Source organism: Halococcus sediminicola, assembly GCF_000755245.1.
GTDB lineage: Archaea > Halobacteriota > Halobacteria > Halobacteriales > Halococcaceae > Halococcus > Halococcus sediminicola.
Genome location: NZ_BBMP01000006.1, coordinates 234,099 through 259,723, shown reverse-complemented (window position 1 = coordinate 259,723; position 25,625 = coordinate 234,099). Strand labels below are relative to the sequence as shown.

General features: G+C 66.0%; 19 protein-coding genes. 6 read left to right on the top strand and 13 right to left on the bottom strand.

The annotated features are described in order from the left end of the window. Positions 1 to 23: 23 nt before the first annotated feature. A complete protein-coding gene (locus ACP97_RS04170; RefSeq protein WP_049996573.1) occupies positions 24 to 1,826 on the top strand; it encodes a class I SAM-dependent methyltransferase in 1,803 nt (600 codons plus the stop codon). Here ACP97_RS04170 and ACP97_RS04165 read toward each other — a convergent pair. The 4 genes from ACP97_RS04165 to ACP97_RS04150 all read right to left on the bottom strand — a co-directional run bounded on the left by ACP97_RS04165 (position 1,801) and on the right by ACP97_RS04150 (position 7,984). Next, positions 1,801 to 3,084 carry a glycosyltransferase gene (locus ACP97_RS04165; RefSeq protein ID WP_237561086.1) on the bottom strand — a complete coding sequence of 428 codons (1,284 nt, stop codon included), beginning with the start codon at positions 3,082 to 3,084 and terminating at the stop codon, positions 1,801 to 1,803. The two genes, ACP97_RS04170 and ACP97_RS04165, sit on opposite strands and share 26 nt — an antisense overlap. 64 nt (positions 3,085 to 3,148) lie before the next feature. Beyond that, positions 3,149 to 4,216 (bottom strand): glycosyltransferase family 4 protein, encoded by a 1,068-nt coding sequence (locus ACP97_RS04160; RefSeq protein WP_049996571.1) that lies wholly within the window; start codon positions 4,214 to 4,216, stop codon positions 3,149 to 3,151. Continuing rightward, a complete protein-coding gene (locus tag ACP97_RS04155) occupies positions 4,216 to 5,805 on the bottom strand; it encodes an alkaline phosphatase family protein (RefSeq protein WP_049996570.1) in 1,590 nt (529 codons plus the stop codon). Before ACP97_RS04155 ends, ACP97_RS04160 begins: the two co-directional genes overlap by 1 nt. A gap of 97 nt (positions 5,806 to 5,902) precedes the next feature. After that, entirely contained in the window at positions 5,903 to 7,984 is a 2,082-nt protein-coding gene (locus tag ACP97_RS04150; protein WP_049996602.1) for a hypothetical protein, read from the bottom strand. A gap of 182 nt (positions 7,985 to 8,166) precedes the next feature. Between ACP97_RS04150 and ACP97_RS04145 the strand changes: the two genes are divergently transcribed. Beyond that, positions 8,167 to 9,576, top strand: a complete 1,410-nt coding sequence (locus tag ACP97_RS04145; protein ID WP_049996569.1) for a sulfatase — start codon at positions 8,167 to 8,169, stop codon at positions 9,574 to 9,576. Positions 9,577 to 9,582: 6 nt separating this feature from the next. Here ACP97_RS04145 and ACP97_RS04140 read toward each other — a convergent pair whose 3' ends face one another. Further along, complete coding sequence (locus ACP97_RS04140; protein WP_049996568.1) at positions 9,583 to 10,740, bottom strand: sugar-transfer associated ATP-grasp domain-containing protein; 1,158 nt, start codon at positions 10,738 to 10,740, stop codon at positions 9,583 to 9,585. A gap of 105 nt (positions 10,741 to 10,845) precedes the next feature. Between ACP97_RS04140 and ACP97_RS04135 the strand changes: the two genes are divergently transcribed. The 4 genes from ACP97_RS04135 to ACP97_RS04120 all read left to right on the top strand — a co-directional run bounded on the left by ACP97_RS04135 (position 10,846) and on the right by ACP97_RS04120 (position 15,859). Further along, positions 10,846 to 11,985, top strand: a complete 1,140-nt coding sequence (locus ACP97_RS04135) for a sugar-transfer associated ATP-grasp domain-containing protein (RefSeq protein WP_049996567.1) — start codon at positions 10,846 to 10,848, stop codon at positions 11,983 to 11,985. A 126-nt stretch (positions 11,986 to 12,111) separates the two neighbouring features. Further along, positions 12,112 to 13,656, top strand: coding sequence for an oligosaccharide flippase family protein (locus ACP97_RS04130; RefSeq protein WP_049996566.1), 1,545 nt, complete (start codon positions 12,112 to 12,114; stop codon positions 13,654 to 13,656). Positions 13,657 to 13,696: 40 nt separating this feature from the next. Next, positions 13,697 to 14,863 carry a sugar-transfer associated ATP-grasp domain-containing protein gene (locus tag ACP97_RS04125; protein WP_049996565.1) on the top strand — a complete coding sequence of 389 codons (1,167 nt, stop codon included), beginning with the start codon at positions 13,697 to 13,699 and terminating at the stop codon, positions 14,861 to 14,863. Between the two features lie 54 nt (positions 14,864 to 14,917). Next, positions 14,918 to 15,859 carry an alkaline phosphatase family protein gene (locus tag ACP97_RS04120; RefSeq protein ID WP_049996564.1) on the top strand — a complete coding sequence of 314 codons (942 nt, stop codon included), beginning with the start codon at positions 14,918 to 14,920 and terminating at the stop codon, positions 15,857 to 15,859. A 46-nt stretch (positions 15,860 to 15,905) separates the two neighbouring features. Here the strand turns inward: ACP97_RS04120 and ACP97_RS04115 are convergent, their stop codons facing one another. Genes ACP97_RS04115 through wecB form a run of 8 tightly spaced genes read right to left on the bottom strand, consistent with a single transcriptional unit; the run spans position 15,906 to position 25,591 of the window. Beyond that, complete coding sequence (locus ACP97_RS04115; protein WP_049996563.1) at positions 15,906 to 16,784, bottom strand: methionyl-tRNA formyltransferase-like protein; 879 nt, start codon at positions 16,782 to 16,784, stop codon at positions 15,906 to 15,908. Continuing rightward, the gene (locus tag ACP97_RS04110; RefSeq protein ID WP_049996562.1) at positions 16,781 to 17,932 is read right to left on the bottom strand and encodes a WD40/YVTN/BNR-like repeat-containing protein; all 1,152 of its coding nucleotides are present in this window, start codon (positions 17,930 to 17,932) and stop codon (positions 16,781 to 16,783) included. The genes ACP97_RS04115 and ACP97_RS04110 overlap by 4 nt, the downstream gene beginning before the upstream one ends. Positions 17,933 to 17,970: 38 nt before the next feature. Next, positions 17,971 to 19,041, bottom strand: a complete 1,071-nt coding sequence (locus tag ACP97_RS04105; RefSeq protein ID WP_049996561.1) for a glycosyltransferase family 4 protein — start codon at positions 19,039 to 19,041, stop codon at positions 17,971 to 17,973. A gap of 52 nt (positions 19,042 to 19,093) precedes the next feature. After that, on the bottom strand, positions 19,094 to 20,869 hold the full coding sequence (locus ACP97_RS04100; protein ID WP_049996560.1) for an asparagine synthase-related protein: 1,776 nt from the start codon (positions 20,867 to 20,869) through the stop codon (positions 19,094 to 19,096). 51 nt (positions 20,870 to 20,920) lie between these two features. Further along, the gene (locus tag ACP97_RS04095) at positions 20,921 to 22,114 is read right to left on the bottom strand and encodes a prenyltransferase/squalene oxidase repeat-containing protein (RefSeq protein WP_049996559.1); all 1,194 of its coding nucleotides are present in this window, start codon (positions 22,112 to 22,114) and stop codon (positions 20,921 to 20,923) included. Continuing rightward, complete coding sequence (locus ACP97_RS04090) at positions 22,111 to 23,208, bottom strand: DUF354 domain-containing protein (protein WP_049996558.1); 1,098 nt, start codon at positions 23,206 to 23,208, stop codon at positions 22,111 to 22,113. Before ACP97_RS04090 ends, ACP97_RS04095 begins: the two co-directional genes overlap by 4 nt. After that, on the bottom strand, positions 23,205 to 24,476 hold the full coding sequence (locus tag ACP97_RS04085; RefSeq protein ID WP_049996557.1) for a nucleotide sugar dehydrogenase: 1,272 nt from the start codon (positions 24,474 to 24,476) through the stop codon (positions 23,205 to 23,207). The genes ACP97_RS04090 and ACP97_RS04085 overlap by 4 nt, the downstream gene beginning before the upstream one ends. Next, positions 24,473 to 25,591, bottom strand: a complete 1,119-nt coding sequence (wecB, locus tag ACP97_RS04080; protein WP_049996556.1) for a non-hydrolyzing UDP-N-acetylglucosamine 2-epimerase — start codon at positions 25,589 to 25,591, stop codon at positions 24,473 to 24,475. Before wecB ends, ACP97_RS04085 begins: the two co-directional genes overlap by 4 nt. Positions 25,592 to 25,625 lie beyond the last annotated feature (34 nt).

Here is a 25,625-nt window from a genome sequence, read left to right as displayed (position 1 = left end):
GAGACGAGCGAAGGAATAGCTAAATGTGTGCCGAGAGCGCGTTGCCGACAGTGACCCGCGACGCGATCCTCCGGAAGTGGGTGCGCCAGCCCCCGACTACCCCGCTCATCCAGCAGCTCCGCGACGAGGAACGCCGGCGTGCGCTCGCCACACTCGACGGCGGGCGCGTGCTCGATCTCGCCTCCGAAGCGAACGTCACCCGCGGCGTCGCGGCCGACTCGCTCGCCCGCGTCGACTTTTCCGATGATGTGAGTACCTACGCGAGCGAGACCATCGGCGACACCGTCGACGAGTACCGGAGTACCGATCCCGAACAGCCAACCCTTCCCTTCGCCGACGACGCGTTCGACGCCGCCGTCTCGATCGGTCCCTACGACTGGAAATTTCTCGACGTCGAATCGCTCACCGCAGAGGTGGGAAGGGTGCTCGATAGCGACGGGAAGTTCGTCTTCTCGGTGCCGACACCGCGCTCGCCCTACGCCGCGAACGGCTGGCCCGACAACCACTACTACGAGCCGCGCGAGGCGCTCTCGCTGCTCGCGCCCGATTGGCGGCTGCTCGACGCCGATCTCGTCTTCCAGTACCCCTACTACGTCCACATGGCGCTCAACATGCTTCCGGCGAGTCTCCAGAAACCGTTCGTCGGCGCTGCCGAGCGCGCGAGCGACGAACTCACCGCCCGCGGGCGCTGGGACGACGCCTCGTATCTCGTGCTCGCGGCCGAACCGCTCGACTATCAGGACTATCTCGACGACGCGCTCGATTGCCTGTTCCGCCCGGTCGAGGAAAACGGGTTCTGGGACACGGAGGACGGAAAGATCCTGCGCGCACTCGATTACGAGATCGTCGGCGATGGCGATGGTGGGAACCTCGAACTCGAATGGACGCCCGACGACCGCGAGCTGTGGCGCTACGCGCCGTTCGGGCTGATGGGCGCGTTGCAGTGGCGCGCCTCCGCGCTCGGCACCGATCGCTACGATGACAAGCTTCTGCGCGCGCTCGATTACTTCACCGAAGAGATCGAGAACGGAGCCCTCCCGGCGATGCCGAGCTACGGCATCGGCCCCCTCGTCTGTGCGTTCTCGCTCGCGGCCGAGGTGTTCGACGCCACCCACGAGCGCGTCGCGTGGACGCTGTTCGAGCACTCACACGAACGGTTCGATTTCACCCACGCCGAGCACAGTTTAGTGGCCTACGGCTGGTCGTATCTCGCCGAGCGCGAGTCCGGATCGGTCGTGCGAGAGGCGCTCTCGGAGGCGTTGGCGCTGATGAACGATCGGCTCACGCCGGACGGACTGTTCGTCTTCGACAACCACACCACCCGCCGGCATCAGAATCAGATGTACGCCTGCTGGGGGTTCGCCCGCGCGATCGAGGTGACGGGCCAGACCGGCTATCTCGAAAACGTCGAGCGTGTGCTCGAACGGACCGTCGACGAGCGCATGCGCGACGACGGCGCGTTCGTCTGGGACGACGAGGTGTCATCGGTCCAGCGCGCACGACGCGGCGCGACGAAACGCCTCGGCTTCCGACCGCCCTACTGGGATTTCCTCTACGAGTGCCATCAGACGTTCTTCGTCAACGCGGTCGCCCACTACCGGGCGGCGGGCGGCGAGCGCGACTTCGGTCCCGAGGTGAGCCGTGCGATGGCCTGGATCTACGGCGATAGCAGTCGTGGAAACCTCGTCGAGCTGAGCGGGCTCGGCGTCCCGATGCGCTTTCTCACCATCGACGACCGCCTCGACGTTGCCGATCAGATGTACAAGGGGTCCTACGAGATCGGGTCGTACCTGATGGCGCTCACGAACCTGCTCGCGGAATCGTGACGTCGGGGTCCGGCGTCGAGAGCAGCGACTCGAACAGTTCGCGCAACCGCTCGGCGTCGTGTGCGCGGTTGAGCGCGCCGTCGACCGCCGCCCGGCCGTTCGCTCCCAGTTCCGCCCTGCGCTCGGCGTCCGAGAGGTCCACCAGCGCTTCGGTGAGCGCGTGTTCGTCGCACCGCACGCACAGCCCCGCCCCGGTCAGTCCGAGCAGCCGCTTCAGCGGCGGCGTCTCGCCCGCGAGCACCGGAACGCCGAGTGCCAGCGCGGTGAATAACTCCCTCGGGACGGTCGTTTCGGGGGCGCGCGAGCGCCCAGGCAGCACGCAGACGTCGCTCGCGGCGAGGTAGCTGGCCGGGTTCTCGACTTCGGTGCGGAACGTGACTCGCCCGCCGGCCAGCCGTCGCCGAGCCGATCGTTCGAGGTCGTCGAGCGCCGCCTCGTCGATGTCGCCGACGAGCATCAGTCGAAGGTCGGCGGCGGCGTCGGCCGCCCGCGCCGCGGCCGCGACGAGCGTTTCGAGCGATTCTTGGGAAACCTCCTCGGCGAGAACGGTGACGACGAACGCCCTCTCGGCATCGAAGCCGAGCCCACGGATCGGTTCGGTCGTCGCGGCGAGGTCGGCGTTGGCGGTCTCGCGGACGACCGCGACGCGCTCGGGGTCGATATCTCGCTCGCGGACGTACGCCGCACGCGCTTCCTCGCAGGTCGTCACCAGTCGGTCCGCGTCGGGGAGATGGGTTTCGAGCAGGCGGTTGCGTCGCCACGACGAGTGGAACACGCGGCGGGCGTATTGCCGCACGCGGCCGCCGCGTGCGCTCTCGTCGGACGCCACGGCAGCCGCCGCGCTCGGGAAGTCACAGACGACCGGAACGTCGAGGTCGGTGCCGATTTTTAGCCCCGTCTTCAATAGGGTAAGGTCGGTCACACAGCAGACATCGATCGCCAGTTCGTCGTCGACGTCGCTCGCGGCGCGCAGCCACGCGGGCTGGGTGAACCCTAGCGCGTAGCGCGCGCCGTCGAGGACGCCCTTGAGACCCGAATACAGTTCGTCGTCGGGCAGTCGGCGGACGTCGACCCCATCGGCGATGTCGTGGTCGGGACTGCCCGTGCCGCGCGCACACACCGTCACCGCGTGGCCGTCGGCTCGCAGCGCCGCTCCGGCCTGCTCGATGCGCTCGTCCGGCGGGAACACGCCCGCAGTGAGCATACAGACGTGCATTATCGAGCGCCCCCACACCGTCGAGTGTCGGTCATAGCTCATCACTCTCGCCGGTCGGGTTTCGCTCTTGTGGTCGTCGGGGTCGAATCGTGTCGGCGCTTCGGCGCTACCGGAGCGCCTCGGCGGCGAGATTACGGTCGTAGGTCGCGAGTAGTTCCTCGGCGACGGTCTCCCAGGCGTATTCGTCGGTCGCTGCCTGTCGATTGGCCGCGCCCATCGCGGCCACGCGCTCGGGGTCGGCGATGAGTTCGGCGAGCGCGTCGGTGAGCGCGTCGGCGTCCCGGGGCGCGACGAGCAGTCCGCGCTCGTCGTCGATGACCTCCGGGATCGCGCCCACGGTCGTCGAGACGATGGCGTTGCCCGCGGCCATCGCCTCGAGCATCGCTATCGGCAGCCCCTCGGCGTGGGAGGGGAGGACGAAGATCGATCCCGCGCCGAGCAGTTCGTGCTTTTTCCCCTCCGAGACGTAGCCGAGATACTCCACGTCGTCGTAGGTCGCGGCCAGCCGTTCGGAGTGTTTCGAGAGCGGTCCCTTGCCCGCGATCGTCACCCGAAAGTCGAGGTCGCGCTCGACGAGGGTCTCGACGGCCGCGGCGAACTCGACGACGCCCTTGCGCGGGAGTTGGTTCGAAACCGCCACCACGTGCGGAACGCCGCCGTCGAAGTCCGGCGTGTAGTCGGCGGCGTCGACCGCGTTCGGGATCACGGTCAGTCGCGTCTCGCCGGTGTGTTTCGAGAGCGTGTCCTTCCAGTACTTAGAGAGAACGACGATCTCGTCGACGGCGTCGAAGACGAGCGACTGATACCACCTGACGAGTCGCGATTCGGTCGAGACGAACACGTCGAACGAGGAGCCGTGCACGTGGAATATCACGGGCCGTCGCCAGACGTACTTGCTGAAGAGCACGTAGTAGCCCGCCCGATAGAAGGAAAACCGGTGTGAAGAGTGGACGTGGACGATGTCCGGCGGCGAGCGCATCGTGTACGTGAGCATGTTCCGGAGGATGACAAGCAGCGAGCGAACGAACGCGAGGACGCCGTCGGTATCGAACGCGCCGCTCCGGTGGGCCGTGACGTGGAGCCGGTCGTCGAGGTGGCGGCGCTGTTCGCTGATGTACTGGCCGATGCCGCCCGGTCCCTGCCGGCCGACGATGAGGAGTTCGGTGTCGCGCATCACTCGACGTACCCCAGCCCGCGGAGTCGTTCCTCGACGTCGCCGAAGTCCCCCTCGCCGGCGGTACTCGCCGCTTCGCCCGAACGGGCGACGTCGGCGGTGTCGACCGCTCGCTCGGTGGGCGGCGAGTCGGGCGCGAACAGTTCGTCGAGCACGCGCCCGTCGGCGGTCGCGGGAACCGGCTCACCCATGCTATGGAGCACCGTCGGCGCGACGTCGAACACGCTCGCGTCGGTCGGCGTCGCGCCCGTCTCGATGTCCGGTCCCTCGGCGAGAAAGATCCCCTCCGGTCGGTGGTCGGCGGCGTGCGCACCGGGGTCCGAAAACACCGTCTCGGACAGCGAGGGTTTGACGTAGTAGCCCTCGTGGGGTTCGACGACGAGGTCCGGCGAGGCGTCGTCGGTCGGAAAGAGGTCGTCGCCGTCGTGGACGTCGAGGACGCGCTCGCCGGTGTCGGGGTCGCGTACCCGCGTGAGCGTTCGCGTGAGTTCTTCCTTCAGGTCGGCGACCCGGTTCGGACGGACGATTCCCTGCTCGAAGCGCTCGGTGTCGTTGACGTACAGCGTACCCTGTGCGTGGACGAACGCCGTCGTTTTCCCGTAGTCGACGTCGTAGCGCACGTTATCGCCGGGGATCTCGGCGGCGAGGCGGTCGACGAGCGCGCGCGGGAGGCGCTTTGCGAGGTCGTTCGTGTCGAGGCCGATACTCCCGAGCGCCCCGAGCACGCGCTCTTTGGTGAGACCAATGCGAGAGAGGGTACTGCGCGTTCCCGTATCGGATTTCGGCGTGAGATAGCCAGCATCGGCGAGCACGCGGTTGGGGTGGACGTTCTTTGCGATGGGACCGAACCCGTGGTCCGAGACGACGAAGAGGTTCGCGTCGTGGTCGGCAGCCGCCTCGCGTGCGTCGCCGATGACGGCATCGAGCTGTTTGTAGTGCTCTAGGAGAACGTCCTCGTCCCAGAGGAGGTGCTGGAGGCGGTCCGGGGCGGTGTAGACGAAGAAGAAGAGCCGCCAGTCGTCGTCGAGGAAGTCGTTCATCAGTTCCCGACGGGCGGCGACCAGCGATTCGAGTGCGGCGGGGAACTCGTCGGGTCGCTCGCGGTATTCGTTCCAGTCGAGACCGATCTCGTAGTCGGGGAATCGGTCCGCGATGGTCGCGGCGAGGTCCGGCGGGTGGGTGAACCCTTCGTCCTCGTCGGGTGTCATCATTCCAGTGACCATCTTCCCGTCGATGGCCGTCGCCGGATACGTCATCGGCATGTTGACGACCGTCGAGGGCGAGACCAGTTCCCAGAGCGCAGGGTGAGAGAGATCCTCGCCGGTGTTCACGCGGTGGCGGTAGTTCGTGCCGAGCTTGTAGAAGGCGTAGATACCGTGTTTGTCCGGTCGGACGCCGGTGGCGATGGAGGGCCACGCGAGCGCGGTGTTGGCGGGTTTCGTGCTTTCGAGTGGTCCCGCAGCGCCCCCCTCGACGAGCGCGGCGACGTTCGGCAGTTCGCCCGCCGCCGCCCACGCGCGCAGGCGCTCCCACGGAACGCCGTCGAGACCGAGGACGAACGCTCGGCGTGTAGCGTCCCCCTCGCTCATGGTTGATGCATGCTGGCTGGGATTCCTCCCGTGACGCCCATTACCGTTTCCATTCGTGCCGCCTCGGGCGCGGTTCACCGGACTCGACCGGACGCTGCTATCGACCGCCGAGCCCGCCCCGTCGGCTCGCGTTCCCGAATATCGACCCCGAGTCGGTGGTCGTCGATCGCATTGGGGTCGCACTCGGCGTACCGGTCGCCGTGGCGGTGGATGTCGCGGTCGCTGTCGCCGTCGGGGTCCGCGTCCGTGGTGTCGAGGCGTTGCCGAACACCGAGCCGTTCGACGATGGCGTTGCCGCCGGTGTCGTGGCGTTTGTGCCGGCGGTGCGGGTTTCGTTCGGAACGGTGGCGCTCGCACCCCTGTCTCGGGGGTTGCTCCCGGCGACGAGATAGAGGTCGAACTCGCCGTTGGTCTGGACGAGGCTTACCCCCTGTTGGCGGTCGAGCGCGCTGACGTTCTCGCGGCTGTAGCGCAGGCTACGATACACCTCGACCTCGCGCTCGCGGGCGGCTTCGGTCACCGCCAGATACCGGTCGTTCGACGTCCGTCCCGCGAGCGCGCTGAGGTTCTCGCCTGGAATCCCCCGGCCGCCCTGCGAGACGGGCGTGCCCTCGACGCCGAGGACGCCGTGTTTGTACCGCCACGGTCCGTCGCGCAGTCCGTACACCGGGACCTCGCTCTCGCCGTGCTCGAAGGCGAACCCGTAGCCCGACATCTGGGTCTCGGTCACCTGATCGTTCGGGAGGAAGACGTACGGCGAGGGGAAGACGACCACGACCGAGAGCGCGAGCATCACGACGATGACGACCGAGAGCAGCGCCCGGACGCCGCCGACCGGAACGATCTCCGAGAGGCCCGAGACGTAGCGATAGAGCGCAATCGAGCCGAGGATCGTCGAAAACAGCATGATGAGACCGGCGTTACGGAAGAACAGTTCGGAGACGCTGCCGATGTAGAAGACCAGCGAGTACGGAATCAGTACGACTAGTCCGATGGTGAAGTACTTGACCAGCGCCCGCGTGTCCGGGGCGTCGCGCAGTCGGCCGAAGATGCTCGTGAGCATCAGGAGACCCGCGAGAGCCGCGATCACGAGGCTCACGCCGAACAGCTTGAGGAACAGTTCGACGATGGAGCCGCCGATGGCCGCGAGCGACGCACCCTGGCTGGCCGTCGAAGTCCCGAGGCTCGCTCCCCCAGTGAGGAAACTCAGCAGTTCACGGATGACCGCATCGACCGAACTCTCGTAGCGACCCCGGCCGACCGACCAGAGCATGAACGTGCCGATGAGAAACACCGTCGGACCGTACATCGTCCGGTGGTCGGCGATGGCGCTGTCCGGCCACACCGACCGATAGAGAAGCTGCACCCCCGAGAGCGTGACGAACAGGATGATGAGATTCGCGGCTTGCTGTGGGTGAAAGAGCACGATACCGCCGAGTGCGAGCGCGAACGCCGCAGCCACCGCCGAAACCGGGAGCCGGGAGTCGAAGACGTCGGTCGGTCCCGTGAGGTAGTTGATGAGCAGATAGACGATGATCGGCGTGATGAGGATGGAATCGGAGATCGGGTGTGGCGTCATGTAGTTCACCCCGAGGTGGTTGATCGGGAGGAGCAAGAGACCGACGAGACCGCTCAGCAACATCGCGCCCCGATGGGACGTCATCGAGCGGACACACAGCGGGATGAACACGAGATAGGCGAGGACGTACGCGAGCACGACGAGTAGGAGCGCGCGCGGCACCGTCGTACCGGCGACGCCGCGGACGAACAGCGACGAGGTGTGAACGCCGGGGTAGAACAGACCGAACGCACTCAGCGAGCCATCGAGGAGGTCCCGCACCCAGCCGAGGTGCGTCAGCCCGTCGCCGGAGCCGTAGTAGTAGTAGCTTCGCAACAGTGGGAGCCCCGCAACCGACGTTATCGCGCCACCGCCGAGGCAGAGTCCGGCGAGGCTGACGTAGCCCTTCGGCGCGTACAGCGTGACGACCACCGCGATCAACAGCGCGATGGCGATGCCGAGCCAGAACCCGACCGGCGTCGCGGCGTAGATGTCGATCTCGTAGCTCGTACTGGGTTTTCCGTAGGCGAACAACACGCCGCCAGCGAGGGCGAGATAGCCGACGACGAGCGCGAGTTTCTGTGCGCGGTTGTTCGGCGTGTTCGTCGTGAGCGTACTCATCGTATCGATCTCTGGCGTTCGCGGCGTCCCGAAACGTACTCGCACCTCGAAGCGCCGTCTTAAACGTCTGCCGTTCTCGCTCGCCGTGTGGCGTGTCGGCACTGTGTTCGCCATTTCGGTACCACATCCCCTAACCCATACCGTGGTGCATAAGCCATCGAGCGCCGAACCCTTCCGGAAGAATGCGAACGCCAAACGTCGTCTGGATAACCCTCGAAAGCACCCGCGCCGACCACACCACGATGGGCGGCTACGCACGCGACACGACGCCCAACCTCGACCGCATCGCCGACGCGGAGCGCGGGAGGGCGTTCGGCAACTGTCACACCCACGCCATCTGGACGCTCGCCTCCAGCGCGTCGATCCTCACCGGCACCGTGCCGACACACCACGGTGCGGGTATGCAAAACGACGCCATCCCCGACGAACTCGACACGGTGCCAGAGCGCCTTCAGGAGGCGGGCTACCGAACCACCTGCCTCTCGCCGAACTCGCATCTGAGTTCGGGCACCGATCTCGACAGGGGGTTCGACGAGTTCACGTGGCTGAGCGCCGACACGCTCGCCAGGGAGGCCGGCCCGCGCATCCTCCTGAAGTACCTGCGCAACTGCCGCCGCCACGGTCCCGGCCTCACCACCGACACCAGAAAGCACGGCACGGGGTACGTCATGAACGAGATCGCAAAGCGCCGCATCGGCTCGTACGCCGGGAACGACGAGCCGTTCTTCCTCTACGCCCACTACGGCGACCCCCACCACCCCTACCACCCGCCGCGGCGCTTCCTCGAACCGTACGCCGACGACTTCGAGATGGACGTGGACGAAGCGCTGGAGTTCGGCCAGTATCACCACGCAAATTTCCACCAGCTCATCGCCGACGGCTGCCCGTTCACCGACGACGAGTGGGACGTCCTCCACGCGCTCTACGACGCCGAGGTCGCCCACACCGACGAACTGGTCGGCGACCTCTTCGCCCACATCAGAACGCTCGACCTCGATAATACCGTGTTCGTCGTCACCGCCGACCACGGCGAACTGTTCGGCGAGCAGGGCATGCTCGCCCATCTGGTGGTCGCCGACGACGCCGTGACCCATGTCCCCTGTGTGGTCCACGGCGCGGACGCGCTCGCCGACTACAACGGCGAGACCGTCCAGCACGCCGATCTGATGACCACGCTGCTCGAATCCGCCGGTGCGGACACGACGGGCATGCAGGGTCTCGACCTGCGCGAGGACGAACGCGAGCAGACCCTCACCCAGCGGGGCGCGAAGCGCACGCTGAAGAACTTGGAGCGATTCGAGGAGCTCAACTCCGAGTTCGACCGGACGCGCTATCACGAAGCGACGCTGCACGCCCTGCGTACTGACGAGTTCAAGTATCTGCAAAGCGACGAGCGCGCCGAACTGTTCGCCCTGCCCGACGAGACGAGCGACGTGTCCGGAGAACACCCATCGATCGCCGAGCGCCTCGACGACGAACTCGCCGCCATCCTCGAAACCGACGGCCAGCCCGTCTCGACCGAGGGCCGCGAGGGACAGTTTACCGATGCGATGAAGGAACAGCTCGCCGATCTGGGCTATCTGGTCGACTGACGGTACCTATTCGGCCGGAACGACGCCGTGGCGCTCGTAAAAGCGCCGCACGCGAGGATCGTCGAGCAGCGGGCGGTGGACCTGGAAGACGCGCACGCCCGAGCAGTTGTTCCCCTCGATGACGGTGAACTCGCCATCCTTGGTAACGATGACGTCCCAACCGATATACGGGGCGTGTGAGAAGGCCGCGGCCATTTCGAGGAGTTGCTCGCGGACGGCCGGCCAGTGCGGTACTGTGGTGCCCGCAATCTGCGCGCCCGTGTCGGGATGAGTCTCATAGCGGACGAGCTGTTCGGCACCGAGGTAGCGGACGGCCTCTCCGAGTTCGCCAGTATCACGGTCGACGTCGGCGACCAGCCCACCGCGGACGAGGTTGTCGAGCGGCGCGGAGCGTTCAGTACCAATTCGGTGGACGACGCCGGCGAGATACGGCTCGTCGGCTTCGTCGTCGTAGATGGTCAGCACCCGGAGGGTGTTGGCCGCGTCGGGGTAGAGGGTGTCCGCGTAGGCGGCCTGCTCGACCCGCTCGGTGACGAGATACTCGTCGAGACCCGTGACCAGTTCCCGAAATTCGGTCTCGGTGTACGCCTCGCCGTTGACGCGATAGCTCCCATTGGAATACGAACAGAGCCGGACGTCCTTGCCACCGCCGCCGGTGACGGGCTTGAGGACCAGCGACCCATCCTCACGTAGCCGTTCGACGACCCACGCGGCGGCGTCGGCGGTGCCGGGCGTGCGGTCGGATTCGTCGTCCGACCGCAGCGAGCGAAGATCGTGAAAGCGGCCGTCCCTGAGCAATCCGTCGGTTTCGACGCGCTGGTCGTCGAACGGTTCGGTCATCCAGTGAAAGAGGAGTTTGTTGTCGAAGGCGACGCTGCGCTTGCCGTTGAGCCACGCCGCGCGTTCGCGCTGATAGGAGGAGAGATAGCGCCGGTAGTTGTCGTCGTCGAGGTCGTACAGCACGTCCGCCGAACTCAAGAATCCATGCCGCCAGAGCCAGAGCCGCCGACGGATGGGCATCGAGACCGGCGAGCGCCACGTCGAGACCTCGCTCTTGGCGAAGCGTTTGAGCCGCGTGGCCAGCCGCGACGCACGGGTCGCGTACTCGCCCGTGACGCCTCGATACGCCGCCTTCGCCAGCCCGTAGGCCCGATCGCCGTTCATGGATTGGCTATATGACGCGCCGTGATAACCGCCACGAAGCGGGTCGGTCAGTCGTTCGCAGTGGGAACGAACGGCCTTAATCCTCGGCCGTGTTCCTTTCGAAGGATGCTCAAAAGTCGCCTCTACGACGCGCTGTCCGATCTCTACTGGGGCACGTACGGTGCCTCCCGGTGGCTCGTCGATCGCGGTCCCGGTGCTGCCCTGCGATTGTTCGTCCACGAGGAAGCCCCTGCAATCATGCGCTTTCGCATGCCGCTCCGCCGGCGACTCTGGCTCTGGCGACACGGCTTTTTGAGTCAAGCCGACGTGCTCTACGGCGAGAGCGGCATCACCGAGGACAACCACCACCGATATCTCTCCTCGTATCAGCGCGACCTGACCCAGCGGATCAACGGCCGCTGGGGCGAGGCGCTCGAAAACAAACTCCTCTTCCATCACCTGCTCGATGACTTTCCCGAACGCCGTCCGACGATTCACGCCCACCTGATGGACGGCCGCTACACGCCCGTCGATACGGAAGAAACGGCCACGAGCGGTGCCGACGCCGCCGACCGCGTGCTGGCACTGCTCGACGAATACCGAACGCTCGTCTTGAAACCGACCTACGGGACCATCGGCAAGCGCATCCTGATCTGCGAGCGCGTCGCGGACGGCTATCGCATCAACGGCGAGCACCGTTCGAGGGAGGAATTCGCCGCGCGGATTCCAGACCTCGACGACTATCTCGTGTCCGAATTCGTCGAACAGGCCGCCTACGCGACCGCCCTCTATCCGGACGCGCCGAACACACTGCGCGTGCTCACCATGATCGACCCCGATTCCGGGGAGCCGTTCGTCGCGGCCGCCGCCCACCGCATCGGTACCCATCGGTCGGCCCCGCTCGACAACTGGTCGCGTGGTGGTCTCTCCGCGGATATCGACCCCGAAACCGGCGAACTCGGCGAGGCCGTCCAGTATCCCTACGACGGTCACCGTGAGCGCCACACCAGTCATCCCGACACGGGCGCGCAGATTGCGGGCACGGCGATACCGGGTTGGCCGGCGATTCAGGAGGGCATCCTCGACATCGCGGCGAACTGTTCGCAGATTCCCTATGTCGGGTGGGACCTCGTGGTCACTGGTGAGGGCGAGTTCAAGGTCATCGAGGGGAACAACTGCTCGGGCGTGCGCGTCTTCCAGGTCCACCGCCCCCTGCTCGACGATTCTCGCGTGCGGCGCTTTTACCAGCACTACGACGCGCTGTGAGTGTCGCACACGATACCGAATCGGTGCGTTAATCCGCCGACCGTCATTCAGGGCGTAGTGACGACGCTTCATCCGGCCGACGCGCCGCGGAAGGCCCGATGGCGACGGAACGGTGATCATTCACACATGACGACCAGCGAGGACGTGGCCGACGACCCGACCGGTCTCTCGGGAGTGGTTTCCAGCGCGAGCCTCGTGCTCGTCGGCAGTCTATTGGGATCTTCGTCGAAACTCGTCGAACAGGTCATCATCGCACGATTGCTGCCGCCCGGCTCCTACGGGAAGGTCAGCCTCGGCATCGCCGTGATGAGCCTCGGTCTCACGTTCGCCATCGCCGGCTTCGACCAGGGGATTCCGCGATTCATGTCGCGATTCGATGACGAACGCGACAAGCGGGGGACGTGGCTCACCGGGCTCGTTCTCGCGAGTCTCGTCACGCTCGTCGTCATGGCACTACTACTCACACGTCTCGAATGGGTCATCGACACGCTCTTCGACAAGGATGCCTCGCCGAAACTGGTCGCGCTGTTCGTTCTCGCCATCCCGGTGTTGGTCGGGCAAGCCCTCGGCGTCGGCGGTGTTCGTGGCTTCGAGAACACCATCTATCGGACGTACGCGCGTGACCTGCTCTACAACGGGTTGCGCCTCGGCTTGCTCGTGGTCTTTCTCGTCGCGGGTCTCGGCGTGTTCGCGGCGGGCTACGCCTACGTCATCGCCGGTGCAGTCGGTTTCCTCACCATCCACTACTTCCTGAATCGGCTGATGTCGCTGCGCGGCCCGGTGCGGACACACGGTCGACAGCTGCTGTGGTTCTCGCTGCCACTGTTGTTCTCGGCGGCGGTGACGAAACTGCTCTCACAGATCGATACGGTCATGCTCGGTGCCTATCTCTCCAACGCGAGCGTCGGCATCTACAACGTCGCCTACCCGCTCGCGCTCGGACTCGGCGTCATCTTTTCGTCGTTCGGATTCATCTACCTCCCGCTGACTTCGCGGTTCGACGCGAGCGGGCGGCGCGCGGAGCTCAATCGTGTCCACAAACTCACCGCCAAGTGGACCGTCATCATCGGTTTTCCGGTCTTCTTGACGTTTGCGGCGTTCCCGACGGACGTCGTGGGCGCGGTCTTCGGTGGCAACTACATCGGTCAGGGCATCGGCATCACGCTCGCCTTCCTCTCGACCGGCTTCTTCGTCAGCGGGATGGCGGGCTACTGTCAGAACGCGCTGGCCGGACTCGGCTATACGCGCTCGATTCTCGCCGTGAACGTCATCGCAGCGGTCGCCAACATCGCCCTCAACGTCCTCCTGATTCCGACCTACGGCATCGTCGGCGCGGCGGCGGCCTCGGCGCTGTCGTTCGCGACGCTCAACTGGGTCGCGTTCGCCTTCCTCTATTACGTCGCCCGCATCTCGCCGTTTTCGCGCTATACCGTCAAGATGTACGTCCTGTTGCCCCTGTTGCTGTTCCCGCCGGCGTTCGCGCTGTCGTCGGTCATCTCGTTGAACCTGCTCACGATTCCGGTGTTCGCCATCGTCGCGGGCCTCGCCACGCTCGTGGTCTGTGCGGCGACAGGCTGTTTCCAGCCCGAAGACGAGATTCCTCTCGAACTCATCGAAGGCCGGCTCGGGGTTCGAGTGCCCTACATCCGCCGATACATCCCCGAAGAGTGAGATTCACAACCGTTAATCGGGCTACCGGCGTACTGAAAGCGTGAATTCCGAGCGACTCGTCGGTCTGCTCCGTGGCTCGCATCGGCTGTTGGATAGAACCCGGCGCGGCGCGCGGCGGGTACTGACCGAATACAGGCGTTTCGCCGAAAAGGAGGTGCTGACGTGGGAGAAGGCGTGGCTGTCGATGCCCATCCGCCGGCGGCTCTGGCTCTGGCGACACGGCTTTCTGAGTCAGGCCGACGTGTTCTACAACGTCGACGAGACCAACTATCACCAGTATTTCTCGGATTTCCAGCGCGAACGCGCCTACTGGATCAACGACGAACAGCGGGAGGCGCTCAACAACAAACTGTTCTTCCACTGGATGCTGGAGCCGTTCGCCGACCAGCGTGTCGAAACTTATGGGGTGCTCAAACGCGGGCGCTTTCACGACCTCCGCTCGCTCGAAGCGGACGGCGGCGACGTGGTGATGACGGGCGAACACGGAACCACCGACGCGGCCACGTGGATCACCGAGCGCCTGCGCGAAGAGGGGGCGCTCATGCTGAAGCCGTGGCGGGGCAGCGGCGGCATGGGCGTCACGCGCTGTTCGTACGCCGACGGCCAGTATCGCATCGACGGCGAGGAGCGTCCCAGAGACGACTTCGAATCGGTCGTCGACGGTCTCGACGGCTATCTCGTCTCCGAAGTCGTCGAACAGGCCGCCTACGCCGCCGAGCTGTTCCCCGACGCGGCGAACACGCTCCGGGTGCTCACGATGTACGACGACCAGCGGGGCGAGCCGTTTATCGCAGCGGCCGCCCATCGGATCGGCACTCGTCGGTCGGCCCCGGTGGACAACTTCACGAACGGCGGTCTCGCAGCGGGCGTCGACCCCGAAACCGGCCGCCTGACCGCCGGCTTCCAGTTCCCCTTCTCGGGAAGCCTCGACTGGCACGAGACTCATCCCGATACGGGCGCGCGGATCACGGGCACGACAGTTCCGGGCTGGCCGGCGATTCGGGAGCAACTCCTCGAAATGGCCGCGACCTTCTCGCATACCCCCTACATCGGCTGGGATCTCGTGGTGACCGAGGAGGGCGAGTTCACCGTCATCGAGGGGAACAACGCACCGAACATCCGGTTCTTTCAGGTCCACGGCCCGCTGCTCGACGACCGCCGAGTCAGGCGCTTTTACGAGCGCCACGGTATCGTTCCGGGCGAGTGAGTTACGTGGAGCGGGTTCGGAGGGCTTTTGCCTCGTTTGAGCGATTGTCGAACCATGTACGATCTCCGCCAGTTGCGGCGCGCTCTCGACCAACCGCGACTGCTCGTCCGCGAGCTGAACCGGCTCTATCACACCCGACTGAACCGGCGCGCGTACAACCCCGACGGCGTCGACATCGTCGCCGAAGACTGGGACACGTTGGTGATTCTGGATGCCTGCCGGTACGACGCCTTCGCGGCGCGTTCGGACCTGCCCGGAACCCTCGAACGGCGGCGCTCGCGCGGGTCGATGACCGCCGAGTTCCTGAAGGCGAACTTCGACGGCCGCGAGATGCACGACACGGTCTATGTCACGGCGACCCCGATGTTCTACTGGAATCGCAACCGCGGCGACGTCGACGCGACCTTCCACGCCGAGATCAACGTCTGGCAGGACGAGGGCTGGGACGACGAGTTTCACACTGTTCGCCCGGAAACGATGGTCGAACGCGCCAAGGCGGCCGCCGAGCAGTATCCCGACAAGCGATTGCTCGTCCACTTCGTCCAGCCACACTTCCCGGCTATCGGCCCGACCGGCCACGAATACCCCGAACTCAACAGTCTCCGGGTGTGGGACGCCATCGACAGCAACGACCTCGACCTCCCCGACAGCGTCTATCGCAAGGCGTTCGTCGAGAACCTCGACGCGGTGTTGCCCCACGTCCGGGACCTCATGGAAAGTATCGAAGGCAAGACGGTCGTCACCGCCGACCACGGCCAGATGCTCGGCGAGCGCTCGTTTCCCATCCCCCTCCGCGAGTACGGTCACCCGCCGGGCATCTACACCGACGAACTCCTCTCGGTGCCGTGGCTCACCTACACCAACGGTCCGCGCCGGAAGGTCGTCGCCGAGGAACCCGAGACCTGTGTGCGTGGCGACGAGACCGGGCCCCAGGACATGGCCGTCGAGGAAAGCGTCGTCACCGACCGCCTCGAAGACCTCGGCTATCTCGGCTGAACGTTTCGGTGGGTGCGAACGCCGCTGTAACCATCCTTTCTGGCGTTCACGACAGCCGCTTTCGCAGCCGTCGCCAGTTGTTCTTCGCCAGTAGCCGGGCGACGAAGCGCGGATTGTGCTGCTGGAGGCTGTGTGGGTAGTACGGTCCCAATTCCTCGGGCTGGAACGGCTCGAATCCATCCTGAAGCCGCTCGATGCCGTCGGCGAAGATCTCGGTCTGGAGCGCATACACCCCATCCCACACGTCGTCGAGGGTCGGCTCCGAAGGCAGGTCACGTGACATGACCGCGACGATGCGCCCGCCGTCGATCTCCTCGGAGAGCTGCTGGAGCGTGATCGATACGGATGAGTCGTCGTTCATGAACGAGATCTTGTGACCCATCCCGCGATACTCGCGGATGTCGCTCGTATGCACACTGAGAACGCCGTGTTCCGGCGCGTCGAGAATCGGCCCTTTGAGTAGACCGAACCCAAATCGGATCACCACGTCACAGGACTCGCCGAGGTCCGTCGTCGTATCCTCGGGCAGCGTGTTCCACGGCCCACCCGCCGACACCGGTTCGCACTCCCGAACCGTCGCCCCGTCGAGACAGTCGACCTCGGTGACCGGTCCCGACTGGAGCCACTCCATCTGTTCGGTCTCGCCGAGTAGCCAGCCGAGTTTCTCGTCGCCGTGGATGAACGCCTTCAGCCCGCTCTCGCGGACGACCTCGACGAACAGTTTGAGGTCGCTCGGCGAGATACTGGTACCCTGATTGACGGCATCGGCTCCCGCCGCGAGCGCCGATCCCTCCGCGACCGAGCCGTCGACGACGACTTCTTCGATACTCACTCTATCGAGCGCGGCGACGTTTTCGAGTGCCTGCTCCTCGAAGCGCGTGAGCATCGGGTTCGCCAGTACGCCGACGCGCATGCGTTCGCTCATGGGCGTACCTCCGTGCGCGAATCGGTATAGCTGGCGAAGTCCGCCTCGTCGAATGCAGCGGGTGTGATCGCGACGATGTCGCCGTTGTCGTCGGTTGTGTTGTAGGGATTGATGAGCAGTCCGTGCTCTGGGTCGGTCGCCAGAAACAGATAGCCGTTCGAGGCCGGTATCGCGTCGACACGCTCGCCGACCGCGTCACGGCGCTCGGTTGCGTAGAGTTCGTACCACGTCTCGTACCCCGAGGCCGAGGAGGCCGCGAGCACTCTGGCGACCCCATCGCAGGTGTTTCGTTTCTGTCCGTCGGGAGCGGTGCTGTCGATTCTCCCCGTGGAGGTCGTCGAGACGACGAGCCAGTGTTCGTCGGGCCTGTCGAGTGTTTCGGCATAATAAATGGGACAGGCGGTCGTCGCGATCGTCTCCGGTGTGGGGTCGGGGTCGTCGAGGGATTCGCGCGATAGGCGCAGGACTTCGGCTCGTTCGGTGTACGAGGAATCCTTGCCCCAGAAGACGGCCTCCGATCCGAAGGCAAGCCCCACGGCCCGCCAGCGCTGGCTGCCGCGCCCGATCGGCGCGAACCCCTCCTCGGAGAGGACGCCGATTGCACTCTCGTCGTTCGTGTCGCCCGTTGTGGCCCAGAGCCGGTCGGTGTAGGGGTCGACGAACAGCCCGTGGAAGTGACGCACGTCGGGTCGTTCGACGAACGGCGACCACGTGCGCCCGCGGTCGTCACTCACGAGCACGCGGGCCGGGTCGTCGCCGAGCGGGTATTCGGCGAGATAGACGCGGCCGCGGTGTTCGCGGACCGCCGTCGGGAGCACGCCCATCGGTCCCGACGAGTCGGGGAGTTCGCGGACGAGCGTCCACGAGCGCCCCCCATCCGCCGAGCGAAACAGCCACCGCGAGACCGTCGCCAGCAGGCAGTCGTCGCCGAGCGGCCAGACGTTCGCGGTCGTGTACAGCCCGGTTATCGGCCGAAGCAGTCGTTTGGGTAGCCATCGGTTCATCGCATCGAAGCGGAGTCCATCGCTGCCGGATTCCGGGTTCGGCAACGAGCCAACGGTCAGAAATCCCTCCTCCGCACTCCACGTTCCGATGTCGAGTCCGCGCGTGACGTACACCGTGCCGTCGCGGACTCCGCCGAGTTTCATATCCCTCAAAGCGGTGTCGATAGCATATATCTCACGTCTCACACGCCGCGGGCCGCCCGAAGCGTTCGCAATACTGCCGCCCAGTCCTCGGCGGCGCGCTCGGTCGAAAAGCGTGTGGCGACCATCGGCGCAGCGGCCGAAAGCCGATCGTACAGTTCGTCGTCAGTGAGGCGCTGGAGCACACTCGCAAACGCCTCGGGGTCGCGCTCGTCGAGGACGACGCCGCTCTCGCCGTCGATCACGGCGTCGCGGACGTTGCCGACGTCGGGAACCACGGGTACCAGCCCGCACGCCATCGCTTCGAGCAGCGTCAGCGGCAGCGCGTCACGCTCGGAGGTCAACACGAACGTTCGCGCACGATGGTAGTAGTCCACCGGATCGTCAACCCAGCCGGGCAGTTCGATGCGCCCGTCGAGATCCAACTCGTCGATGGCCGTTCGGACCTCGCGGTCGAGCGGGCCGGAGCCGAGCATTACCGCACGGGGGGTCTCACCGCGGGCGACCAGTTCGGCCATCGTTCGCACGAACAGCAGCGGGTCCTTCTCGCCCGAGAAGCGCCCCACCCAGATGTAATCGTACTCGATCGGAGTCTCGGACGGGCTGTAGGTCTCCGGGTCGACCCCGTTGGCCAGGATCTCGATGCGCTCTCCGGGGACGCCGAGACGTTCGAGCTGGTCGCGGTGGGCGGTTCCCGGCACGGTGATGGCGTCGAACCGGCGAAAGAGCGCGGCGGTGAGTGCGCCGTAGCGAGCACGGGCGTGTACGTCGAGGTCCGCGCCGATGATGGCGAGATGGGCCGGCAGCCCGCAGAGCCGGCCCACGGCGAGGGCGAAGCAGCCGTAGGGAACCAGCGAGATGGAGACGACGCCGTCGTAGTCGTTGCACGCTCCCTCGAGGAGTGCAACGACGAACAGCGAGAACAGGTCGAGCGCTCGAATCCCGGTCATCGGCGCTCGCCGATAGGTGAGGTGTTCGGCGCTCTCGTCGGGAACCAAGCAAACGACGGTCGTCTCGGCGCGCTCGCCGAGCGGACCGAGGTGTTCGGTCATCCGTCCGGTCTCGCTGACGCCGCCCGAAAAGTCACTGATGGCGAGGTACGACGCTGCCACTACTCGAAGAGAGCCGTGTCGCCAATAAGTGTCTTCTGGTAACCGGAACTCGTCAGGGGTCGAGATGTCGCCGAAGCCACGATTCGAGCGTCGTGACCGGCGAGAGCACGCCCGACATGTGGTTTGCCTCGCCCGCGAGGTGCTCGCGCCGCAGGCGTCGTATCTCGTCGCCATTGAGAAAGGATCGCTCGCACGCGCCGGCGAGCAAGTCGTCGAGGCGATCGCGCAGGCTGTCGTGGCGTCGATACCAGATGTCGGGCAGGCGCTGGCCACCGTAGGTGGTCGACGAGCGCAGGCGTCCCAGCGAGGTCGTCGCCACGAACCCGCCGACGTGGACCGGATAGGAGTGCTTGGGCGCGACGCCGGTGCGCTCGTAGCGCACGTCGCCCATCCCCTTTCCCGCTGCCCGCGTCAGCGCGAGTTTCGGTTTCGTCACCCCGTGCGGGACGTAGCCGTTCGTCAGCGGGATTGTGCCCATTCGGTAGGTGGTGGGGAGGCGGGCGGCGTGCTGGATGAGGTCGCCGTGGACGATGGGCGCGCGCACGCCGGTCTTCGTCTGTGCGAGGCGCGTGCTCGCGTACTCGCCGCGCCCGTAGTGGTTGGCGAAGTGGGCGTCGAGGATCACCTTCTTTCGCTGTGTCTCGTCGCTCCCCGCGACGGTCTCTCGGAACGAATCGAGCGGATCGACATCGGTCGTCATGAGCGAGCGCACGCGCTCGCGGCTCGCACCGGCTTCGCTCCGGTATAGCGAATCGACCGCCGAATCGCACCGCTCGATGTGGCGACGCCGGACGTGATGGCCCATCAGTCCACCTTGGCCAGCGCCTTCGAGCATCACGTCGGCGTTGGCCTCGGGCAGGTTGTAGGTCGCCGACAGCGGCAACAGCGTTGCCCAGCCGACCATTCCGTCGGTCCGGTCGATGGCGTCGTCGAGGATCGGCACGAACCGGTCGGGTGAGATCTCGACCTCCGAAAAGCCCATGTCGAGGCGGTCGGCGATGTCGGCGGCGAGTTCGGGGTTGCCGCCGCCGCGGGGGTTCGCGTCGTAGGTGTAGGCGCGAAAGGAGTCGAACTCGTCGCTATGGCCGGCGAGTTCGGCCGCCAGCGTTCGGCTGTCGAGTCCACCGGAGAGCCACACGCCCACGTCGCCGTCCATCGTGGTCGCCGCATCGGCCATCGCCGCCCCGAAGACGTCGACGAGGTCGTCGATGTAGCCGTCGGTCGGCGCGCTCTCGTAGTCGGGTTTCCAGTAGCGCTCGATCGAGGCCTCACCATCTTCGTATTCGAGGACCGACGCGGGTGCGAGCGCGCGCACGCCCTCGACGAGCGTCCGCTCGCCCCAGAGACCGCTCATCATGAGCAGGTCGCTCACGCCCTGTTCGTCCAGTTGCGGGTCGTCGAGACCGGTGAGCAGCGCGGCCACCGACGAGCCGAACGCCAGTCCGTTTTCGAGCGTGTAATAACACGGCCGCGTGCCGAGTTTATCCGTCGCCAACACGAACCGTTCGGCGTCGAAATCCACACACGCAAGCGCGAACGGGCCGTCCACTTCGCGGAGCGTCTCGTGGGGGGAATCGAGAACGCGCTCGACGAGATTTTCTGTATTGGTGTGTTCGCGGCCGACGAGCGCGCCGTGGACGACGCCCGCGCGACTCTCGCCCTCCCACGCGGCGCTGCCGAGCGGGTCGCGCTCGCCGTGGTGAACGAGACCGAGACTCGACTCGCCCTCCTCGAAGCGCTCGGTCTCGTACCACGGCTCGAACTGTATCGCCTCCGTCATCGCCCGGAACGGTTCGCCAGTGACCGTCCCGCCGAGAACACCGGTCATTGTCCTGAAAACCCGCCCGTCGAATATGTGGGTTTTGTGTTGTCGTCGATGCTATCGTGCTCTCCGCTCGCTTTCGGTACGCTGGCGCACCGCCGAGGCGAGCGCGAAGCACATCCACGCCTGGCTCCAGCGGATGTAGGGGGTTTCGTCGTCGACGTATCGCCCGCGCCGACGGTAGAAGTAGCCCGCTCGATCGAACAGTTCGTCGATGCTCCAGTCGATGATCTGTTCGGCCATTTCGAGGCTTTCGGATCCCCCATCGCGGACGAACGTGCGGATCGACTGAGCGGCGGCGTGGGCGTCGTGAGGGTAGGTCTGGTCGTGTTCGAGCTTCGGCGCACCGTCGTCCTCGAAGAGGTTCTCTCGGTAGAAGTCGAGGCCGCGCCGATAGGCCGCCTCGGTCCCCGGGACGTCGCCGCCCGCATCGAGGTACTCTCTGAGTGATTCGAGCACGAACCCCGTATGGAAGTTGTCGTGGCTGATGTGCGAGCGGTCGGCCGGCATCGAGTAGTGCCACGCGCCGCTCTCTTCCTGTGCGGTGAGGACGAACTCCACGAGACCGTCGGCCCGTTTCATCAAACTCTCGTCGCCGTTTTCGGCGGCGACCAGCGCGAACAATCGCGCGGCGAGTGCGTTGACGTTGATGACGACGAACTCGTCGTCGGTGGTGTAGGTGTAGGCGTCGTAGCCCACGACCCCGCGGGTGTTGATCTCGTTGCGGATGAACTCGCAGGCCCCCTCGGCGGTGGAGAGGGAGTCCTCGTCGCCCGTGAGACGGTGGTGATGGACGAACGCCTGCGCACAGAAGACCGTCACGACCACCGACGGGCCGTACGCCGGCAGGTAGAACTTTCTCGCGTTCTGCCAGTCGAAGTTGTACCCCCAGCAGGGGTAGTCGAACGACGGCGACGGATGCTCGCGGAGCCACGCGAGCAACCGCTCGGCCTCGGCCAGGTCCTCCTCGTTGCCCGTCGCCTCGTAGCGATAGAGGTACGAGAGCGCGAACAGCGCGATGCCCTTCGGGTTGCGCTGTTTGGGGATCGACAGCATCTCCCGTAGCTCTATCGGCGAGCGGTTCACCGCGTGCATCCACGCGAGCCGGGTGAACCAGTGCTTCTTGAACGGTTTCGCGTACGGGCTGTTCAACCCGTCGTAAGGGTCCCAGCCGGCGTAGCCGCGCTCCCGTGCCCACGTCAGGCCGCGCTCCAGCACGTTCGCCGGCGCGAAGGGGTTGTCGTCGCTCATCGCTCCCCACACAACCGAATCAGTTCACCCGTGAGTTCGACGACCTCGTCGCGCACCGCACGCGCGCGCTCACGGTCAGGCGCGACGTCGCTTTCGTCGAGCGCGGCGATGTGTTCGATTATCTTCACGGGATCTCGCGAGTGGAAGATGCGCCCGTCGGCGACGAGTTCCTGATCGACCGATAAGAGGGTGTTCGGGAAGAACGATACCGCGGGCTTCTCCATGCAGGCTGCCTCGCGAGACATCGTTCCCGAACCGGTGAGCACACAGCGGGCGTGCCACGCCAGTTGCAACCCGTTGACCGCCCCATCCGGAACGTACACCGCGCTCTCCGGGTAGTCGTGGGCGTGCGTTTCGTCGCCGCGCCCGCGCGGGAGATAGACGACGCCGATGTCGCGCTCCGTGGCCGCCGCGAGCAGGTCGGGTACGATGGAATCGGCGTCGACGTACGCCGCCGTCAGCGCCTCCGGGCGCACGACGATGTACTCGCCGCTCGCGAACGGGAGCTGGTCGGGAAAGGTCGAATCCGGCTCGAAGTTGGCGACGTAGACGTCCTCTTTGTAGCCGTCGTAGGTGTGTATCGAATCGGCATCCGCGCCCCACCGCGTGAGTTCCTCGGTCGCGAACGCCCGCGGCACGACGTTGTGGGTCGCGGCGGCCTCGAAGCGATTATACAGTTCTTCGACCCAGAGACCGTCGATGTGAGCGGTGATGTCGTTGTCCGTGAAGTGTATCGAGGGAATCCCTCGAACCTTGGAGGCAAGCACGCACATCGCGTTGCGCGAAGACAGCGACACGTCGCAGTCGGGCGCCTCGATGGCCAGCTGTGCGGTTCGGAGCGGAATACCGACCTTTCTGACCAACGAGTTGTCGAAATCCCGGCCGACGACGCGGTGGGTGAACCCCACCTCGCGGGCGAGCGAGACGGTCTCGGTTTTCTCTCTGACCGTGGTCGCCACCGCAACCCCGTCGAGCCGTTTGGCGAGTGCCGCGAAAAAGAAGGGGTGGGACGGACTCACGAGGTCGATCCACGCCCGCACCGGCCGCGTTCGTGCGGCGGGCGTGCTCGCGGCGTGCTCCCCGTGACCGCTCATAGCCGGACGACCTGCAGTCCGGCCGCCTCCCACGCGGCGGCGTCGAGCAGTCCTTTCGCATCGATGACGACATCTCCGTCGAGTTGCGCTGCGATTTCGACAGGGTCCAGTTCGGTGTATTCGTCGTGGTCGGTGGCGATGACGATCGCGTCCGCCCCCGAAAGCGCCTCGTCGAGGGGCGCGAGCGCGAACCGCTGGTCGGCCACGTGTGGATCGGTGAGGCGCACGTCGACGCCCGCCTCGCTCGTTCCGGTGGCTCCCGCCACCTGCGTCCGGGTCTGGAGCACTTCCGCGAGGCGCAGGCCCGGACTCTCGCGCGCGTCGGCGACGTTGCCCTTGTAGGCGACGCCGAGGACCGCTACCGAGGAGTCGGCGAGCGAATCGAGATGGCTCTCCAGCAGGTCGGTGACGTACTCGGCCATCCCGTCGTTGATCGCGCGGGCGCGCTCGATGAGGTCAATTTTTTGGGAGTCTTGCCCCAAAAACAGCGGGTCGATGGGGATGCAGTGACCGCCCACACCGGGTCCCGGCTGGTGGAGGTTTACCCGGGGGTGGTGGTTCGCCAGCGCGATTGCCTCGCGCGAGTCGAGGTCGTAGTCGGCGGCGATCATCGCCAGCTCGTTGGCGAGCGCGATGTTCACGTCGCGGTAGGTGTTCTGGATGAGTTTGACGAACTCCGCGAGCGTCGGGTTCGCCGTCTTCCTGAGTGTGCCCTCGACGAAGGAATCATAAAGTGCCGCCGCGCGCTCGACCGACCGCTCGTCGATGCCGCCGACCGCGCGGTCGTTCGCGCGCAGTTCAGCGATGACGCTCCCCGGAAGCACCGTCTCGGGCGAATACGCGAGCGAGAACTCGCCGACCGACAGCCCCGAGGTTTCGAGAATCGGTGCGACCGTCTCGACCGTGGTCCCCGGCGGCACTGTGGACTCGAGGATCACCGTGTCGTTCGCCCGGAGCACCTCGGCGACCGCCTCGGCGGCGCTCTCGACGAAGGCGAGATCTGCACGGTCGCCGTCGAGCGGCGTCGGCACACAGACGAGGTGGTAGTCGGCGGGTGGCACCTCGTCCGAGACCGACAGACTCCCCGCGAGCGCGTCGGTGACGAACTCGCCGAGACCCGGTTCGTCGACGGGAACGTCGCCGCTGTCGAGCCGGTCGAGCAGGTCCGCATCGACGTCGTAGCCGGTGACATCGTGGCCACTGTTGGCGAGCATCGCCGCCGTCGGTAGACCGATGTAGCCCAGCCCGTGAACACAGACCGAACTCATCCGCACACCTCCTCGACCGACGTGGTCGGCCCGAGATTCGCGATGTCGAGGATCCGCTCGGCGCTCCGCCCGTCGCCGAAGGGGTTCTCCCAATCGTTCGGGCTGTCGAGCGCTTCGCGCGCCCCGGCGACGATGCTCTCGGGACCGATGCCGATGACGCGGTTCGCACCGACATCGACCGTCTCGGGCCGCTCGGTGTTGTCCCGAAGGGTGACACAGGGCGTACCGAGGATGCAGGTCTCCTCCTGGACACCCCCGGAGTCGGTGAGGACCAGCGTGGCCGTGCTTTCGAGCCGGAGGAAATCGAGGAAGTCCTGCGAGTCGATGGGCGTGATCTCCGCTGGCATCCCGATGTCGAACGCAGCGAGGCGCTCCGCAGCGCGCGGATGGACCGGATAGACGACGTCGAGATCCGATTCACGGGCGAAGCGTGCCACGCCGTCGAGCAGGCTCTCGAAGCGCTCACGGTCGTCGACGTTCTCGGCGCGGTGGGCAGTCAGGAGACAGAACTCGCCGGCGTCGAGACCGAGTTCGTCGAGGACAGCGCTCTTCTCGGCCGCGAGGTCGCGGTAGCCCATCACCGAGTCGACGATGGTGTTGCCAGTGATATGGACGCGCTCGTCGGGGATACCCTCCTCGTGGAGATAGTTTGCGGCCTGTTCGGTCGGCGCGAAGAGGTAGTCGGCGGCGTGATCGGCGAGCACGCGATTGACTTCTTCGGGCATGCTTCTGTCGAAACTGCGCAGGCCGGCCTCGACGTGGCCCACTTCGCACTCGAGCTTGCTCGCGGCGATGGCCCCCGCGAGCACGGAGTTCGTGTCGCCCTGGACGAGGACGAGCTCGGGCTGCTCGTCGAGCAGGACAGCTTCAATGGCGGGGATCATCGCGCCGGTCTGCTCGCTCTGGGAACCGGAGCCGACGCCGAGGTTGTGGTCGGGCGTCGGCAGTTCGAGCTGGTCGAAAAAGACCGTATCCAGCTCCTCGGAGTAGTGCTGGCCGGTGTGGACGACGCTGTAGGCGATCCCTCGTTCTTCGCAGGCGTCGATGACGGGCGCGAGCTTGATGATCTCCGGGCGCGTGCCGAGCACGATGGTCACGGTCGTCCCGTCGGTCATCGGCTCGCTCTCCGTTTCGGCTCGCCGGGTTCCG

Excerpts from the sequence above, each read along its gene's own strand:
- ACP97_RS04170 (WP_049996573.1), top strand. The coding sequence starts at position 24 with ATGTGTGCCGAGAGCGCGTTGCCGACAGTGACCCGCGACGCGATCCTC.
- ACP97_RS04165 (WP_237561086.1), bottom strand. The coding sequence starts at position 3,084 with ATGAGCTATGACCGACACTCGACGGTGTGGGGGCGCTCGATAATGCAC.
- ACP97_RS04160 (WP_049996571.1), bottom strand. The coding sequence starts at position 4,216 with ATGCGCGACACCGAACTCCTCATCGTCGGCCGGCAGGGACCGGGCGGC.
- ACP97_RS04155 (WP_049996570.1), bottom strand. The coding sequence starts at position 5,805 with ATGAGCGAGGGGGACGCTACACGCCGAGCGTTCGTCCTCGGTCTCGAC.
- ACP97_RS04150 (WP_049996602.1), bottom strand. The coding sequence starts at position 7,984 with ATGAGTACGCTCACGACGAACACGCCGAACAACCGCGCACAGAAACTC.
- ACP97_RS04145 (WP_049996569.1), top strand. The coding sequence starts at position 8,167 with ATGCGAACGCCAAACGTCGTCTGGATAACCCTCGAAAGCACCCGCGCC.
- ACP97_RS04140 (WP_049996568.1), bottom strand. The coding sequence starts at position 10,740 with ATGAACGGCGATCGGGCCTACGGGCTGGCGAAGGCGGCGTATCGAGGC.
- ACP97_RS04135 (WP_049996567.1), top strand. The coding sequence starts at position 10,846 with ATGCTCAAAAGTCGCCTCTACGACGCGCTGTCCGATCTCTACTGGGGC.
- ACP97_RS04130 (WP_049996566.1), top strand. The coding sequence starts at position 12,112 with ATGACGACCAGCGAGGACGTGGCCGACGACCCGACCGGTCTCTCGGGA.
- ACP97_RS04120 (WP_049996564.1), top strand. The coding sequence starts at position 14,918 with ATGTACGATCTCCGCCAGTTGCGGCGCGCTCTCGACCAACCGCGACTG.
- ACP97_RS04115 (WP_049996563.1), bottom strand. The coding sequence starts at position 16,784 with ATGAGCGAACGCATGCGCGTCGGCGTACTGGCGAACCCGATGCTCACG.
- ACP97_RS04110 (WP_049996562.1), bottom strand. The coding sequence starts at position 17,932 with ATGAAACTCGGCGGAGTCCGCGACGGCACGGTGTACGTCACGCGCGGA.
- ACP97_RS04100 (WP_049996560.1), bottom strand. The coding sequence starts at position 20,869 with ATGACCGGTGTTCTCGGCGGGACGGTCACTGGCGAACCGTTCCGGGCG.
- ACP97_RS04095 (WP_049996559.1), bottom strand. The coding sequence starts at position 22,114 with ATGAGCGACGACAACCCCTTCGCGCCGGCGAACGTGCTGGAGCGCGGC.
- ACP97_RS04090 (WP_049996558.1), bottom strand. The coding sequence starts at position 23,208 with ATGAGCGGTCACGGGGAGCACGCCGCGAGCACGCCCGCCGCACGAACG.
- ACP97_RS04085 (WP_049996557.1), bottom strand. The coding sequence starts at position 24,476 with ATGAGTTCGGTCTGTGTTCACGGGCTGGGCTACATCGGTCTACCGACG.
- wecB (WP_049996556.1), bottom strand. The coding sequence starts at position 25,591 with ATGACCGACGGGACGACCGTGACCATCGTGCTCGGCACGCGCCCGGAG.